A 14,349-nucleotide genomic window follows, 5' to 3' on the forward strand; every position below is an offset into this window, starting at 1 on the left:
CGGCCATGGCAGTGACGGACCGCATGCGAGCGGAAGGGCTGAGGCAGGCCGAGGCCGCGGCCGAGCGGTATCGGAGGACGAGCGCCCAGCGCGACAACGTGGAGCGGCAGCTGGACGCCGGGGTGGAGTTCCCGGACTCGCCCGGAGCGATCGCCGTTCGCGCCGCACGGCTCCTCGACCGGCAGGCGGTGCCCACCGCGGCGGCGGTGGAGAGCATCCGCGAGGACCATCTGACCGCGCCCGCCGCGTACGAACGCATCATCGGCATCTCCAAGGAACTGCAGGCGTGGAGCTTCCTGCCGCGCGGCGCACGCGCGGCGCGCACCGTCGCCCGCGTCTCCGCCCGGGAGAACGGTCGCGAGATACCGATCGGCACCGGCTTCCTCGTGTCGCCGCGCCTGCTGATGACCAACCACCACGTCCTGCCCGACGCGACGTCCGCGCAGCAGTGTCTCGTCGAGTTCGACGCCCAGGTCACCATCGACAACACCCCCGGTGTGTCGACCCGACTGGAACTGGATCCCGGCGCCTTCTTCGTCGCGGACAAGCGGCTCGACGTCGCGGTGGTGCTGGTCCGCCCCACCGAGGACGGCCGGCAGCCGGGAGACGTGTTCGGGTGGAACAGGCTCAGCGTCCAGCTCGGCAAGCTCGTGATCGGTGAGCCGGTGAACGTGATCGGCCACCCCAGGGGACGCCTCAAGGAGATCGCCGTCCGCGACAACGCGTTTCAAGTGCGGCTGGACGACTTCATCCACTACAAGACCGACACCGAGCAGGGAAGCTCCGGCTCGCCCGTCTTCAACGACCAGTGGGAAGTGGTGGCTCTGCACCACAGCGGTGTGCCGGAGAAGGACGAGCAGGGCCGCATCCTGCGCCACGACGGCAAGGTGTGGCAGTCCGGTGACGGTGACGACGCCATCGCCTGGATCGCGAACGAAGGCGTACGCGTCAGCTCCCTCCTCAAGCACCTCGCCACGGTGCCGCTGGATCCGGCGCGGCGCGCTCTGCTGGCCGAGATGGGCCTGGAATCCGGACTCCAGGAGACCGCCCCGGCGCCGGTGCCGCAATCGGCCTCCGCGCCGACAGCGGGCTCACCGGAAGCCACCCCCGCCGCCGCTTCGGGAGCCGCGCGCGAGAGCACCGTCGCACGCGTCGGCCTGCGCGCCAGGGAAACCGCCTTCGGCGGCAACCGGCACCTCGTGTTCCTGCACGGCAGGAGCCAGCAGGGCAAGGTCCCCGAGGACCTCCGCCGTGACTGGTCCGCCGGGCTCAACCACGGGCTCACCCGTGCCGGGCTCACACCGATCGACCCGGCGGACGTCTGGTTCCCGTTCTACGGCGACACACTGGTGCCGGGCGTCCCGCACCAAGAAGCCGTCCCCCGCCCGTACGTGGAGATGACGGCCGCCGGCCTCGTGGCGGAGGCGTGTGCGCCCGCCGGTCCGGCCCGGGGCACCTATGAGCAGCTCATCGCCGACGCGGCGGCGAACGCGGGGATGCCCCGTGACGACGAGCTGGCCACCGAGCGGTTCGGCGGCTCGGTGGTCGGGGCGCTGCAACGGCAACTGAGCTGGCTGGCGGCCAAGACCGACGTCGACGAGTGGGTCATCGCCACGAGCCTCCGTGACGTCGCCGCGTACCTCGACGATCCGGAGGTCCGGGACGCGGTCCTGGACGCCGTGCTCGCCTCGGTGCCCACGTCCGGCGAGCTCGTCCTCGTCACCCACAGCCTCGGCACCGTCGTCGGCATGGACCTCATCACCCGGCTCGCCGCGGAGGTCGACATCGCCGTGCTCGTCACGGCCGGCAGCCCTCTCGGGCTGGACGCCGTGTACCGTCGGCTCCTCGTCGGAGGTCCGAAGCGTCCCGAACGGGTCGCCCGCTGGGTCAACGCCTGGTGCCCGACCGACGCCGTCGCCATCGGATGCCCGCTCGGCAGGAGCTGGAAGGGTGAGCTGACCGATCTGGCCGTCGCCAACGCCCGCGACCGGGCGCACCACATCGAGGAGTACCTCACCCACCCGGAGGTCGCCGCCGCGATCGGGAACATCATCGGCGCGGCGTGACGAAACCGGCATGCCCGGCTACTGGGCCTTCCGCTTGGTGCCCGCCGCAGGCATGGGGAGCCAGTCCTCAGCCGGTGGCGGGCTCGCGGGCCCGCGCACGGAGTCCAGAACCATCTGGCCCCGCTTGTCGACGAACTTGGTGAACAGCTCCTGCGAGTACCCGAAGATGATCGCCCAGGCGATGATCTGCGCCGAGGAGTCGAGCGCACTGAGCCCCGGTACGAATCCCCCGCGCATGAGGAGCAGGCCGAGTACAGCGGTGAGGGCGCCCGCCGGCAGTTTCAACGCGGCCAGGGCGACCGGGATCTGATAGGGAGTGGACGTTCCCCTGATCTTCCGCAAGGCCGAAGCCGCTGCGACGCCGGCCGCCACCAGACCGACGACTTCGACGAGGATGTAGTCACCCGATGAGGCGACCGCTCGGAAATTTTCGTCGAGCTCCTGCGATTGAGGCGCCTCATCGCTGCCGGCGGGACAGACCACCGTGTAGTCGACGGGGGAGTTCACCCCGGCGTCCTGCATGGTCTGCGGCGGATTGAAGCACAGGGGCACCGCATCCTTCCACACGGCGGTGAGTACGGCGACACTCACTGCGAGGAGGAACAGGAAGGCGGCCACCCGCAGGACGATGCGCACAAAGCTGCTGGCGCGCAGTTTCTCGCGGAGGGCGACACCGTGGGCGACTTCGACGGCATCGAGGATCTTCACCAGATCCTTGTCCGTCAACGAGTCCGGAACGATCGCCTCGACCGCCAGCCTGCGAGGATCGCCCGCTTCCAGATGTTCCTCGATGTCCGCCCGCAACCCGGGTAGGTAGGGAGCGAACTTGTCCGGGGAGGAGAGGAAGGATCTCAGCCAGAACAAGCGGGCGGCATTGAGGTGAATCTGGGCGGCGGTCACAAGCGACCCGAAAGACGTTCTGCGCTGAAGATCGATTCTCAGGAGATCGTCAGCCTTCTTGAGCTCATTGCACCCGGCTTTCAGGAACGCCTGATCCTCGTCGGTGAGAGGGGTCGCATTCTCCCTCGCCTCCACGAAGGCCCGGACCTTTTCGACGTTCGCACGCCCCTCTTCGTTGAGATCCCAGGAACGCAGCGCGCTCCGCCCCTCACGTTCCCGGCCGAAAGTCAGCAACCTCGTCAAGCGGCTCATGTGTGGAAGTACTCCTGAAGGGGGTGACTGTACTGACGGATCGTCAGCGGGGCGGCCTCGCACGACGCTGACCGGGGCGCGCAGGTCACGGAGGGCGTCCCGCGTCACCGGCAGCGACTGGGTGCCGATCAGGTCGCCCGCGTCCAGGCCGCCCGTTCCGGCGAGGTCGATGTGGACGCGCAGGCCGGAGAGGCCGGCCGGTTCGAAGCCGGTGACCTCCAGCTGCGACAGGCTGCCGCGCGGTGATGCCCGGCCTGCTGGTGTCGACGGCGAACGCGCTGTAGCCGTAGCCGTACGGACCGAGGTCGTTCCCGTCGGTGATGTGCCGCAGGAAATCGTGCTGGTTGCCCGGGGCGATGTCGGTGAAGTCGATGGTGATGAACCGGTCGCGGTCGTTCCGGCTCTGCTCGTGCCACAGCCCGATCTCGTGACCGATCTCGTGACCGATCTCGTGACCGATCTCGTGGCTCGTGTTTCCGGTGGTGCGGTGGGGGCCGAGCGTGATGACCCGCGGGCCATCCTGGCGGCCCACGTGCGACGGGTACCCGTTGCCCGGCACGCAGCGCACGAAGTCCGGGAACTGCGCGGCGTCGGCGGCGGTCCGCTGCCGGAAGCGGTTGCGGGTGCGCGACTCCCCGTGGGCGATCGCGTCCGTCACGCGCTGCTGGTTCGGCAGGGACCGGTCGGTCTCGCAGGACACGGCGGCGTTCGGCCGCCGGAGCCTGGCGCCCGTGATGCCCGGCGACTCCAGCGCGAACGGGGCCGGGCCGGCATCGGTGGCGCGCCCCACGTCCTCGACCGTGCCGAGCACGATGTCACCCAGCGCCATGCCGACCACGGGACCGGACCGGTACTCGTCCTGGCCGTCGCCGCCGGTGTCGGGGTCCGCGCCGCTCGTGGTGCGCCGGCCTCCCGACACGGCCGTCGTCTTGCGCGCTGACGGTGCCGTGCGGGCCGCTGTCTTCTTCGCGCGGCCGGTCGACTCGGAGTGTCTTGCGTTCATCGCTCACCTCAGGTGCGGGGCCTGGGGGCCGGGACGGGGCATGGAGGAGGGGTGTCCCACGGCGCATGTGTTCCACGTGCCGTCGGCCGGCTGACGCCTCCATCCGGGTTGCGTGACCGACGCGGCCGCACCGCACGGCCACCGACGCGGGCGGGTTCGCCCACGGTGCGGAGAGTCGCAGCCCGCGGGCGTGGCGCCGCCCCGCAGGGTCCGGGCGCTGAGCGGGCCTTCGCGCGCGAGGTCAGGCACGTGGAGTCGGCTCTTCTCGGCACGGTCGAACAGCGGTTGATATTTGAATAACCATTACCTTGTTTTGCTCTCCCTTGTTCAGAGCTTGTCTCTGTGCCGGCCGACGGGGCCCAAGAGTGGAGGCCGGCACCCGCGGGTGCCCGAGCCCCGTGATCCAGCCGACCTTCCCGAGGTGGAAACAAGCATGCCCTCCCGTCTCATACGTATGGCCGCGATCGCCGTGCTCACCACCCTCACCGCACTCACGGCCACGTCCTGCGCCGACGGGGGCGGTGGCGGTGGTGGTGGCGCGGACGCGAAGACCTCACCGGCCGCGGCCGCCTCGCCGCACTCCGACGGAAAGGGCGGGAAGGCCGAGAAGAAGGAGGGCGTCCACTGGGGCTACGAGGGGGCCGAGGCTCCGATGAACTGGGCCTCCCTCGCCGAGGACTTCGAGGCGTGCGAGGCAGGGCACGAGCAGTCCCCGATCGACCTGGCCGACGCCAAGGCGGCCGAGGCCCCGGCCGACAAGGCGATCACGATCGACTACGAGCCCGTCACGGCGGAACTCGTGAACAACGGCCACACCGTCCAGGCGAACGTCTCCGCCGGCGGCGGAATCGTCGTCGACGGCACCTCCTACGACCTCAAGCAGTTCCACTTCCACCTCCCCAGCGAGCACACGGAGGAGGGCAGGCACACCGCGATGGAGCTGCACTTCGTGCACGCCGACAAGAACGGCGGACTCGCCGTCGTGGGCGTGCTGATGGACGAGAAGGCCGGCGCCTCCGCCTTCGCGGACCTCTTCAAGAAGCTGCCGCCGAAGGAAGGCGCCCCGGTGAAGATCACTCAGGCCTTCGACCTCACCGCGTTCCTGCCCGGGGACCGCGACCAGTACCGGTATGGGGGTTCGCTGACGACCCCGCCCTGCACCGAGGGCGTCAAATGGACCGTACTCAAGGACCCGGTCCGGGTCGCCCCGGCCGAGGTCGCCGCGTACAAGGCGATGTTCCCGAAGGGCAACCGGCCGACCCAGCCGCTGAACGAGCGCAAGCTCACCGTCGTCGACAAGTAGCCGGCCGCGGGCGCCGCTGTCCCCCGCACCCTGGGCATGGACACGGGGACTGTAAAACGATCGGCTCTGGCCCGTAGTCGGTGGTGACTCCGGGTAGCTGCCCTTGATCATGATCTCGTGATGGATGCCAACTACCTTATGCGGACGGTGTTTTCCGGGCTGTCCGCACTGGTTGTCGAGGACGTGACGGACGGCGGTGACGCGGTCGTGCTCACGGCTCGCACTCGGGATGTGGCGGTGCCCTGTCCGGTCTGCGGGATACCGACGGCGAAGGTGCACGGCTATCACCGCCGGTCACTGGCCGACGTGCCGGTCGACGGCCGCCCGGTCGTCGTGCGCCTGCGTGTGCGGCGGCTGGTCTGTCCGGTCCTGGGCTGTCGGCGGCAGACCTTCCGCGAGCAGATTCCCGGCCTGCTGGAGCGTCATCAGCGCCGCACGGTGCGGCTCGCCTGGCAGATATCCCAGGTGGCACGGGAGTTATGCGGCCGGGCGGCCGCACGCCTCGGGGGTCTGCTGGCCATACCCGTCTCACGCAGCACCACGCTGCGTCATCTGCGACGCTTGCCGTTGCCGCGGCAGGCGGTCCCGCGGGTGATCGGCGTGGACGATTTCGCTCTGCGTCGCCGCCACCGCTACGCCACGATCATCACGGATGCCGAGACCGGCAGGCGCGTCGCGGTCCTGCCCGACCGCGAGGCCGCCACACTGGAGTCCTGGCTGAGCGAACATGCCGGGATCGAGGTCGTCTGCCGGGACGGCTCGGCCACCTATGCCGAAGCAGTCCGCCGGGCTCTGCCCAATGCGGTGCAGGTCAGTGACCGATGGCACCTCTGGCGGAACCTCTGTGACAAGGTCCAGCTCGAAGTCCGCGCGCATGCCGGCTGCTGGGCCACCATCAACCCGCCCCGTCCCGGCGGAGTGCGTGAGCAGACCACTCGCGAGCGCTGGAACAAGGTCCACGACCTCCTCGGCCAGGGCGTCGGCCTGCTCGACTGCTCCCGCCGCCTGGGCGTGGCTCTGAACACCGTCAAACGCTACGCCCGCATGCCCGAACCCCAGGCCCTGCGCATCGCGCCCGCCTACCGGCCCACCCTCGTCGACCCCTACCGCGACCACCTGCGCCGTCGTCGAGCTGAGGAGCCGGCCGTCCCGGTCACCCACCCCCTCGAAGAGATCCGGGAACTGGGCTACACCGGCAGCGCGAACCTGCTGGTCCGCTACCTCAACCAGGGTCGCGCCGAAGGCGACCGCCCCGTCACCACCCCGCGCCACGCCAGCCGGCTCCTGCTCACCGACCCCGAGAATCTGCGCCCGAAGGAAACGACCCTGCTGGAGGAGATCGCCGCGGCCTGCCCGGAAATGACCGCGCTCGCCGGTCTCGTACACGGTTTCGCTGCCCTGCTGAAACCGGCCGAGGGCAACGACGTGAAACTCACCGAGTGGATCGCCACCGCCCGCGCTGGCGCACTGCCCCACCTGCACAGTTTCACCAGCGGCCTCGAAATCGACCGGGCCGCCGTCGACGCCGGCCTCACCCTGCCGTACCACAACGGCCGCACCGAGGGCGTCAACACTCGCACCAAGAGGATCATGAGACAGATGCACGGACGCGCCGGATTCGACCTCCTCCGCCACCGCATCCTCCTGCCCTGATGGCTACCCGGAGTCACCACCGACTACGGGCCAGAGCCGCTCGTTTGACAGACCCCCTCTCGGCGTACCTGTCGCGGCCGACCACCGTCGACGAGGTCAACGAGGCGTTCGCCGAGGCGGCGGCCGGACCGCTGGCCGGGGTGCTGCGCTACACGGACGCCCCCATCGTCTCCAGCGACATCGTCGGCGACCCGGCGTCCTATGTCTTCGACTCCCGGCTGACCACGGTGACGGGCGACGGCCGCCACGTGAAGGTGTTCGGCTGGTACGACAACGAGTCCGGCTTCTCGCACCGGGTCGTCGACGTCGTACGCCTGCTGGGTGCGCGGGCCTGAGCGCCCTTCCCTCGTCCACCGCCTCGGCCGTGCCGCCGCCAGTGCTCCGAAGCACCGCGCGAGGCACGGCCGAGGCGGTTTCGTCCCCAGGGCTCGCGGTCGGTCGCGGTCAGTCGGTGACGCGCCAGGCGACGCCCCGGCCCGCACCGAACTCGCGCGAGAGGAGTGTCGCCACCTCGCGTACGGCCACGGCGTGCCGCTGCCGGTCGGCCTCGCTCAGGAGCCGCTCGACGGGCCCGACGATGCCGATCGCACCCACCGGTTCGCCGTACCGGTCGAACACGGGCGAGGCGATGCCGGCCTCTCCCAGCGCGCTCTCCTGGTCCTCCAGTGCGTATCCCGTCTGCCGGGTCTCCGCCAACTGGTCGGCGAGTACGGCGGGTTCGACCACGCTCTTCCCCGTCAGCCGGGCCAGGGGGCCGGCCAGGATCTCCTTCTGCCGCTGCTGCGGCAGGAACGCCACGAGGGACTTGCCGAGCGCGCAGGTGTTCCAGGGGATCGTGGCGCCCAGTTCCAGGATCTGCACGCCGCTGCCGTGCCGGAAGGCATGGTGGACGACGAACATGTGCCGGTCGTCGTCCAGCACCGCCACCCAGACCGCCTCGCCGGAGCGCTCGGCCAAGGTCTCCGCCCAGGCGACCGACCGGGACCGCAATTCCTGCGTCTCCAGGTACGAATTGCCGAGGCGGAGCAGGGCGGGCCCGAGGAGGTACTTGTTGGTCTCCTTCTCCTGGCGCACCAGGCCCTCGGCCTCGAGGGTGCGCAGCAGCGCGTGCACAGACGGTTTCGAGGCGCCGACACGCTCAGCGAGTTCCGTGACGCCCAGACGGGGGCCCGACGTCGACAGTTCCCGCAGGATGCGTGCCGCGCGCTGAACGGACTGCACCATGTCTCTTACTCACATTCAGTATTGCTGAGCACCGTTCAGAGAACATGGCACTACTACCGGAGAATTGACCCATCCGTTCCGGTCCACGCGGTGATCGTGAAGCTCGCCGGGCCCGGGGCGCGGAGGTCCGCCCTCCCTCCGGTGACGTGAGACCGCCCACCCGGCAGGGGGAGCCGGCCCCGGGTCCGTACCGCGCGCCGCGAGGCGGCCGTCGTGGCACCGGGACGCCGCCGTGGCACCGGCAGAAACGAGAAGCGTCACAGCGCCTTTCCGGCAGGCTCGTGAAAAGGACCGAAGAAAGCCGAAGGCCGGTGGTCTGCGAGACGCGAACCGCAGGCGAGAGAAATGTGCGCTGGGCGAGCCATGGGCATGACGCGCGGACTCTGTTGTGCGACGCGACCGGCCGAGCGTCGCCGACAGCCCCGAGCGGGCCGGGGGCGGATTCCGTAAAAGAAAAAAGTGAAGGGAACCGGCCGGATGGGTCGGTTCCCTTCACTTCATCGTGAGCGGCTCCCGGGCCGCTGGGGAATCAGGTGGTGTAACCGGAGTTGAGGTCGACGTACCCCTCGGTCAGGTCGCATCCGTACACGGTGAACTCGCCGTCCGCGATGCCGAGATCGACGCGGATGACGATCTCGTCCCCGGAGAGGTAGGCGCGGGCGCGCTCCAGCATGGCGTCGTCCGGCTCCTCGGGGAACATCTCCAGCTCGCCGTAGTGGATGCTCACCCGGACCGGCTCGATGTCGACCTCGTCCTCGAGCTTGCCGATGGCCATCGCCACGCGTCCCCAGTTGGGGTCCGCGCCGTGCACCGAGGTCTTCACCAGCGGGGAGTTCACCACGGCCTTGCCCACCCGCTTCGCCTGGGCCGTGTCGCGGGCGCCGGTGACCCGTACCTCAAGGAGTTTGGTGGCGCCCTCGCCGTCCGAGGCGATGTTCCGGACCAGCGACAGCGCGGCCTGGTACAGCACCTCCTCGAACTCCGCCTCGTCCACCGGCCCCGCCTGCCCGTTGGCGAACACGGCCGCGGTGTCGCTGGTCGAGGTGTCGGTGTCGATGCTGAGCGCGTTGAACGTCTTGTCGATCACCCGACGGAAGACGGCGTCCAGCCGCTCGGCTTCGAGTTCGGCGTCGGTGAAGAAGAAGGTCAGCAGCGTCGCCATGTTGGGCTCGATCATGCCGACGCCCTTCGCGATGCCCACGACGACGGCGTCACCGCACCGCAGGCGTACGGACTTGGCGCGGGTGTCCGTGGTCATGATGGCGGCGGCCGCCGCCTCGAAGTCGGCGGGCGGCAGGGGCGTCGGCATCTTGGCGATGCCCTCGCGAATGCTCTCGATGGGGTAGGGCCGCCCGATCACGCCCGTCGAACCGATGACCAGTTCCTCGGGCAGGACCCCGGCCTTCTCCGCGGTGAGCCTGCGCACCTCCTCGGCGTGCGCCGCGCCGACCTTCCCGGTCGCCACATTGGCGTTGCGGGAGATGACCACCATGCCCCGGCTCCGCTGCAGGGCGGCGTCGTCACGGCTGAGGACGACGCTCGGGCCGGCGAAGCGCGACTTGGTGAAGACGGCCGCGGAGACGGCCGGGACCTCCGACACCACCACGGTGTAGTCGTGCGCGGTGTCCTTCAGTCCCATGTTGGCGCTGTACGAGCGAAACCCTCGAGGCACTTCCAGGCCCATGGCCGATCACCTTTCACTCAGACTCTGGCTGCATCAAAATGTCATGAGCAGCATACTTAAACTTTTGAGGCGGGCGGCGTCGGCGGGCGACGAGTTCCGCCCCCGCCCCCTCTCGTCGCCGTGGGTCAGTCGAGCCAGCCCCGGGCCATCGCCCGGGCACCGGCCTGGAAGCGGCTGTCGGCCTCCAGTCGGTCCATCACGTCGGTCATCAGCCGGCGCAGCGTGCGCGAGGACACGCCCAGGGACCGCGCGATCGCCACGTCCTTGAGCCCCTCGGCGAGCATCCGGACCAGCGCCCGCTCCCGCTCGTCGAGTTCGGCGTCGGCCGCGCCCGAAGGCTCCTGGGAGCCCCGGGACACCGGTTCGTCGAGGGGTGGCACCACGGCTCCGTGCACCCAGCAGTGCTCGAACATCTGCAGGAGGACGTGGACGACCTCCGGGCCCTTGAACTCCAGTGCGGCGAAACGGCCTTCGCGGGGCGGCGTGGAGGCGTAGCCGAGCACCCCGTCCACCACGATCAGCCTGAGGGGCAGCACGGAGGCGACGCGCACCTCGGCACCCGCTTCCTGCAGGTGCCGCAGATGGGCCCGCCCGTAGGGGATGCGGAGCATGCAGTCCAGGTGGATCGAGCGCATGGCCACACCGCGCTTGAGGGCCTGGTGGTTCCGCTCCATGCTCTCCGTGAGCATGTTGGCCGACAGCGGCACGCCCGGATGCATGCTGAGGACCTCCTTGCGGGCCCGGACGGCGGCGCTCTCCAGCGCGGAGACCACCTCGCCCTCGCCTTCCAGGAGGGTCACCCCGATGCCCCCTCGGCCGGCCACCTGCATGGCCATCAGGTTCTCGCTGAGTGCGGCGAGAATGCTCTTCTTCCGCCGCAGCTCGTCGAGGCGCCGCCGGAGCGACTCCTCCTCCCGTTCGAGGATCCGGGCGAGGGCGACCTCGGGCGCCACCGGCACGGGCACCGGGTGCGCGGGGCTCGACCGCACCAGGCCGTGGTCGGCCAACAGGTCCATCGCGGAGCCGAGTTCCTCGGCTTCGGCCTGGATCTGTTCCTGCGCGTGCCGCAGGGTGGATCCCGGTGCGGCGACCAGGAAACGGAACAGCTCCTGGACGACGTCAGCCTCCTCGGCCATACGTCGACACCCCCCTGTTGAGTGACCGGCCTGACAGCGACGACCTCGATCCCCGCATAGGCATGCATCCAACCGCATGGCCGGAAGGTGAGTGTCGCGAAGTGGACACGTGTACTTAGGGATGATTTGTGGAGATTGGGCGTGTCGGGCGTTGTGCGGCCTGAGGATCCTTCGGTGAGTGCGGCTTTCCCTGCAGATCCTTCGACTCCGAGGCTTCGTTCTCTCAGTTTCTGAACGTCCAACATCTGAGACGAAAACGTCCATGTCCACTTTCCGTCATGTCCGCTCGCGGACAGCCGTCAGCTCTGTACCGGCACCCGGCGCCTGACCATGCTGAGGTTTCGGCCGGGGCGATGCAGACCTCCCTGGCTGGAGATCGTCCTTCATGGGGGAGTCACATCACATGAACACGCGCCACATGACCATCCGTTCGAACCGGATCCCGCTCTCCCGCAGGGTGGCCTCTCTCGCGGTCTCCGTCGGCGCCGCGGCAGGACTGGCGGCCGCCGGGCCGGCCGAGCTCGCGCCGTCCGCGCCCCACCTCGCGGCGGCCCATCAGCAGACGGAATTCACGTCGGATAAGGACGACTTCGCCTGGGGCTGAGACGCGCCCGTCCGTCGACCGCGTGACGGTCGTCAGCCGGACCCGCGGCGGGGTCGAAAAGAATCCGATCTTCATAAAGGACTGTTGGGTGTCATTGATCAGCACTGTGCCGGCGAGCATGGAATGCGAGCTGCTGCCCGAAGGGGTCGCCCTCGTCGAGTTCTCGCAGGCGCATGAGCAGAATCCGTTCAGCAGGGCGCGCATGCGCGAACTGACCCAGCTCATGCTCGACCTGGACGGCAACGACGACGTCGCCTGCGTCGTCCTCTACGGCGGGCCGGGCCGGTCCTTCGGCGCCGGAGGCGACTTCAACGAGGTGTCGGAGTTCCACGGCGGCGACGAGGTCGACGCGTGGATCGACGACATCACCACGCTGTACAGCACCATCGCCGGCATCTCCAAGCCGGTGGTGGCCGCCATCGACGGCTATGCGATAGGCGTAGGGCTGCAGATCGCCCTCTGCTGCGACCTGCGCATCGGCAGCAGCTCGGCCAAGCTCGTGATGCCGGAGTTCCGCGTCGGGATCGCCTGCAACTTCGGCGGCTACATGCTGGAGGCGGTGGTCGGCCGCAGCGTCATGCAGGACATGCTCTACACCTGCGACGAGTGGCCGGCCGAGCGCGCGCTCCAGGACCGGCTCCTGCACGAGGTGACCGCGCCCGAGGAGCTGCTGGACCGGACCTTCGACCGGGCGCGCCGCATCGCCGGCTACACGAAGGCCGCCGTGCAGTCGACCCGTTCGCGGGTGAACGGCCCCTTCGTACGAGGTCTGCAGCGGGTGCGCGAGGAGGGCAAGCGGTCCCACCGCACGGCCTTCTCCGCCGGCGAGGCGCAGCAGCGCATGAAGCGCATCATCGGGAAGGACTGACCACCACCCTCCTGGTCGGCCGCGCGCAGGACCGTCTCTACCGCAGCCGAGAGAGCCCGCAGACGAGAGACCGTAGCCGAGAAGGACCGCAGACGAGAGAGACCGCAGCCGAGAAGGACCGCATACCAGAGACCACCGCTTCGACCGAAGCGGCGGTCTCTCTCGTCATGTCCCGGTCCGGGGCGGGCGGACCTCCCGGGCCCGGTCCCGGGACAGCGCCGCACCGTCCGGTCCCGGCAGGTGCAGGACCCGCGCCGACCTCTCGGCGGCCGTGCCCGTCCGGACCCGGAGGGCGCGCCGGGAGAGGAGCTTCCTCCAGCCGCGGGCTTCCCCCGCGAGGGGTTCGGGACGGGAGCCGGCCGGGAGGAGCCGGCCGGGCCCGCTGTCGGGCTCGTCACGGCGGCGCCAGTCCTCGCCGATGGCCTCCAGGTGGCCCAGGGTGAGGCCCGCGGCGGCCAGCTCGCGGATCCGGTCCTCCCCGGCGACCGCGCGCAGGAGCTCCACCATGTCGCCGCCGGACCTCCCCGGCAGGTCGGCGGGGAGCGACCGCCAGGGGGGCAGTGTGAGGACCAGTCCGTTGAACTCGTAACGGACGGTGTCGGGGAGGGAGCGGGCGGGCCGCGCGGCGAGCGTGTCGACCGGAACCGTCACGGGCCCGGCGTCCTCTTCACGGGCGGTGGATCCGCTTCTCCGGATCATTCCGCTCGACGGCGGCAGGATGGGATCGGTGGCGGGCACGGGAACCTCCAAGGGCTGAGGGGACGGGCGACGACGTGCCGAGGATCAGTTCCAGGCGAGCAGGACGACGCTGCCCACGGCCAGGGCCACTCCGAGGTGCTGGATCCCCCGGATGCGCTCCTTGAGCACCGCCCGCGCCAGCAGCACGGTGCTGATCGGGTACAACGACGCCAGCAGCCCGATGATCGCCAGGCTTCCGTCCCTGACCGCGATGAGGAAGAGCGCGCTCGACCCCATGTCGAGCACACCGGAGAGCAGGGCGAGCCGGGCGGGCCGGCCGGACAGCCTCGGTGAGGTGCGGCGGACCACGACGACCAGCAGCAGGATCGCGGTGAGCGAGGCACAGCGGGCCCACACCAGGGGCCACAGGCTCGTGTCGCTCGGCGTGCGGGCCAGGAAGACGAAGAAGGCGCCGAACCCGGCACCGGCGAGCAGGGCCAGGCCGAGGCTGCGCAGCGACGCGCGCCGGTCGACCGTCCCCTCCGCCCCGTCTCCGCTCAGCGAGACGAGCAGGACGGCGGCGAGGGCGCACACGACGCCGAGTACGGCCACGGCGGTGAGCCGGTCGCCCGTCAGGACGCCGGCGAGGACGGGCAACGCGGCCGCGGCGGCCGCGGTGGTCGGAGCGACCAGGCTCATCACGCCGCCGGCCAGCGCCCGGTAGAGCAGCACGGCCCCCGCGCTTCCGCACAGACCGGCGAGTGAGCCCCACAGGACCTCGTGCCAGCTGCTGCCCGACGGGGAGAGCAGACCGACGAGGACGAGCGCGGTGGCCAGCCCGGCGGTGTTCGACCAGACGACCACGACGACGGCTCGGGCCTGTTTGGCCGCGAGTCCGCCGACGAAATCGCCCGCGCCGAGCACCATCGCCGAGGCGAGGGCCAGGAACAGGTTCACCAGGAACTCCTTGGGAGAGAA

At 70.1% G+C, this 14,349-nt stretch carries 12 protein-coding genes and 1 pseudogene; 6 read left to right on the forward strand and 7 right to left on the reverse strand.

What is annotated here, in order from left to right; genetic code table 11:
* The first annotated feature begins 5 nt into the window (after positions 1 to 5).
* Positions 6 to 2,066, forward strand: a complete 2,061-nt coding sequence (locus QK442_RS05735) for a serine protease (protein WP_282692705.1) — start codon at positions 6 to 8, stop codon at positions 2,064 to 2,066.
* An 18-nt stretch (positions 2,067 to 2,084) separates the two neighbouring features.
* On the opposite strand, the gene QK442_RS05740 is transcribed toward QK442_RS05735, so the two are convergent.
* Together QK442_RS05740 and QK442_RS05745 are read right to left on the reverse strand one after the other, a co-directional pair.
* Positions 2,085 to 3,218 carry a hypothetical protein gene (locus QK442_RS05740; RefSeq protein WP_282692706.1) on the reverse strand — a complete coding sequence of 378 codons (1,134 nt, stop codon included), beginning with the start codon at positions 3,216 to 3,218 and terminating at the stop codon, positions 2,085 to 2,087.
* Positions 3,219 to 3,303: 85 nt separating this feature from the next.
* Positions 3,304 to 4,221, reverse strand: a complete 918-nt coding sequence (locus QK442_RS05745) for a M12 family metallopeptidase (RefSeq protein WP_282692707.1) — start codon at positions 4,219 to 4,221, stop codon at positions 3,304 to 3,306.
* Positions 4,222 to 4,654: 433 nt separating this feature from the next.
* On the opposite strand from QK442_RS05745, the gene QK442_RS05750 reads away from it, so the two are divergent.
* From QK442_RS05750 to QK442_RS05760, 3 genes and pseudogenes are all read left to right on the forward strand, one after another.
* Positions 4,655 to 5,524: a carbonic anhydrase family protein gene (locus tag QK442_RS05750; protein WP_282692708.1), complete on the forward strand. Its 870-nt coding sequence runs from the start codon at positions 4,655 to 4,657 to the stop codon at positions 5,522 to 5,524.
* Positions 5,525 to 5,671: 147 nt separating this feature from the next.
* The gene (locus QK442_RS05755) at positions 5,672 to 7,177 is read left to right on the forward strand and encodes an ISL3 family transposase (RefSeq protein ID WP_282692802.1); all 1,506 of its coding nucleotides are present in this window, start codon (positions 5,672 to 5,674) and stop codon (positions 7,175 to 7,177) included.
* Between the two features lie 56 nt (positions 7,178 to 7,233).
* Positions 7,234 to 7,512 (forward strand): annotated as a pseudogene (locus QK442_RS05760) (type I glyceraldehyde-3-phosphate dehydrogenase); the annotation flags it as partial.
* A gap of 109 nt (positions 7,513 to 7,621) precedes the next feature.
* Here QK442_RS05760 and QK442_RS05765 read toward each other — a convergent pair.
* The 3 genes from QK442_RS05765 to QK442_RS05775 all read right to left on the reverse strand — a co-directional run bounded on the left by QK442_RS05765 (position 7,622) and on the right by QK442_RS05775 (position 11,221).
* Positions 7,622 to 8,401, reverse strand: coding sequence for an IclR family transcriptional regulator (locus QK442_RS05765; RefSeq protein ID WP_282692709.1), 780 nt, complete (start codon positions 8,399 to 8,401; stop codon positions 7,622 to 7,624).
* Positions 8,402 to 8,930: 529 nt separating this feature from the next.
* A complete protein-coding gene (gene argJ / locus QK442_RS05770; protein ID WP_282692710.1) occupies positions 8,931 to 10,085 on the reverse strand; it encodes a bifunctional glutamate N-acetyltransferase/amino-acid acetyltransferase ArgJ in 1,155 nt (384 codons plus the stop codon).
* A 125-nt stretch (positions 10,086 to 10,210) separates the two neighbouring features.
* A complete protein-coding gene (locus tag QK442_RS05775) occupies positions 10,211 to 11,221 on the reverse strand; it encodes a LuxR C-terminal-related transcriptional regulator (RefSeq protein WP_282692711.1) in 1,011 nt (336 codons plus the stop codon).
* Positions 11,222 to 11,624: 403 nt separating this feature from the next.
* Here QK442_RS05775 and QK442_RS05780 point away from each other — a divergent pair, with 403 nt between their 5' ends.
* Positions 11,625 to 11,825 (forward strand): hypothetical protein, encoded by a 201-nt coding sequence (locus tag QK442_RS05780; RefSeq protein ID WP_282692712.1) that lies wholly within the window; start codon positions 11,625 to 11,627, stop codon positions 11,823 to 11,825.
* Between the two features lie 88 nt (positions 11,826 to 11,913).
* Complete coding sequence (locus QK442_RS05785; protein ID WP_282692713.1) at positions 11,914 to 12,693, forward strand: enoyl-CoA hydratase/isomerase family protein; 780 nt, start codon at positions 11,914 to 11,916, stop codon at positions 12,691 to 12,693.
* Between the two features lie 165 nt (positions 12,694 to 12,858).
* Here the strand turns inward: QK442_RS05785 and QK442_RS05790 are convergent, their stop codons facing one another.
* Positions 12,859 to 13,344 (reverse strand): hypothetical protein, encoded by a 486-nt coding sequence (locus QK442_RS05790; RefSeq protein ID WP_282692714.1) that lies wholly within the window; start codon positions 13,342 to 13,344, stop codon positions 12,859 to 12,861.
* Positions 13,345 to 13,476: 132 nt separating this feature from the next.
* Positions 13,477 to 14,328 carry an EamA family transporter gene (locus QK442_RS05795; RefSeq protein WP_282692715.1) on the reverse strand — a complete coding sequence of 284 codons (852 nt, stop codon included), beginning with the start codon at positions 14,326 to 14,328 and terminating at the stop codon, positions 13,477 to 13,479.
* Between the last annotated feature and the right edge of the window lie 21 nt (positions 14,329 to 14,349).

It is taken from the genome of Streptomyces sp. CC208A (genome assembly GCF_030010625.1).
In the GTDB taxonomy this organism is placed as follows: domain Bacteria; phylum Actinomycetota; class Actinomycetes; order Streptomycetales; family Streptomycetaceae; genus Streptomyces.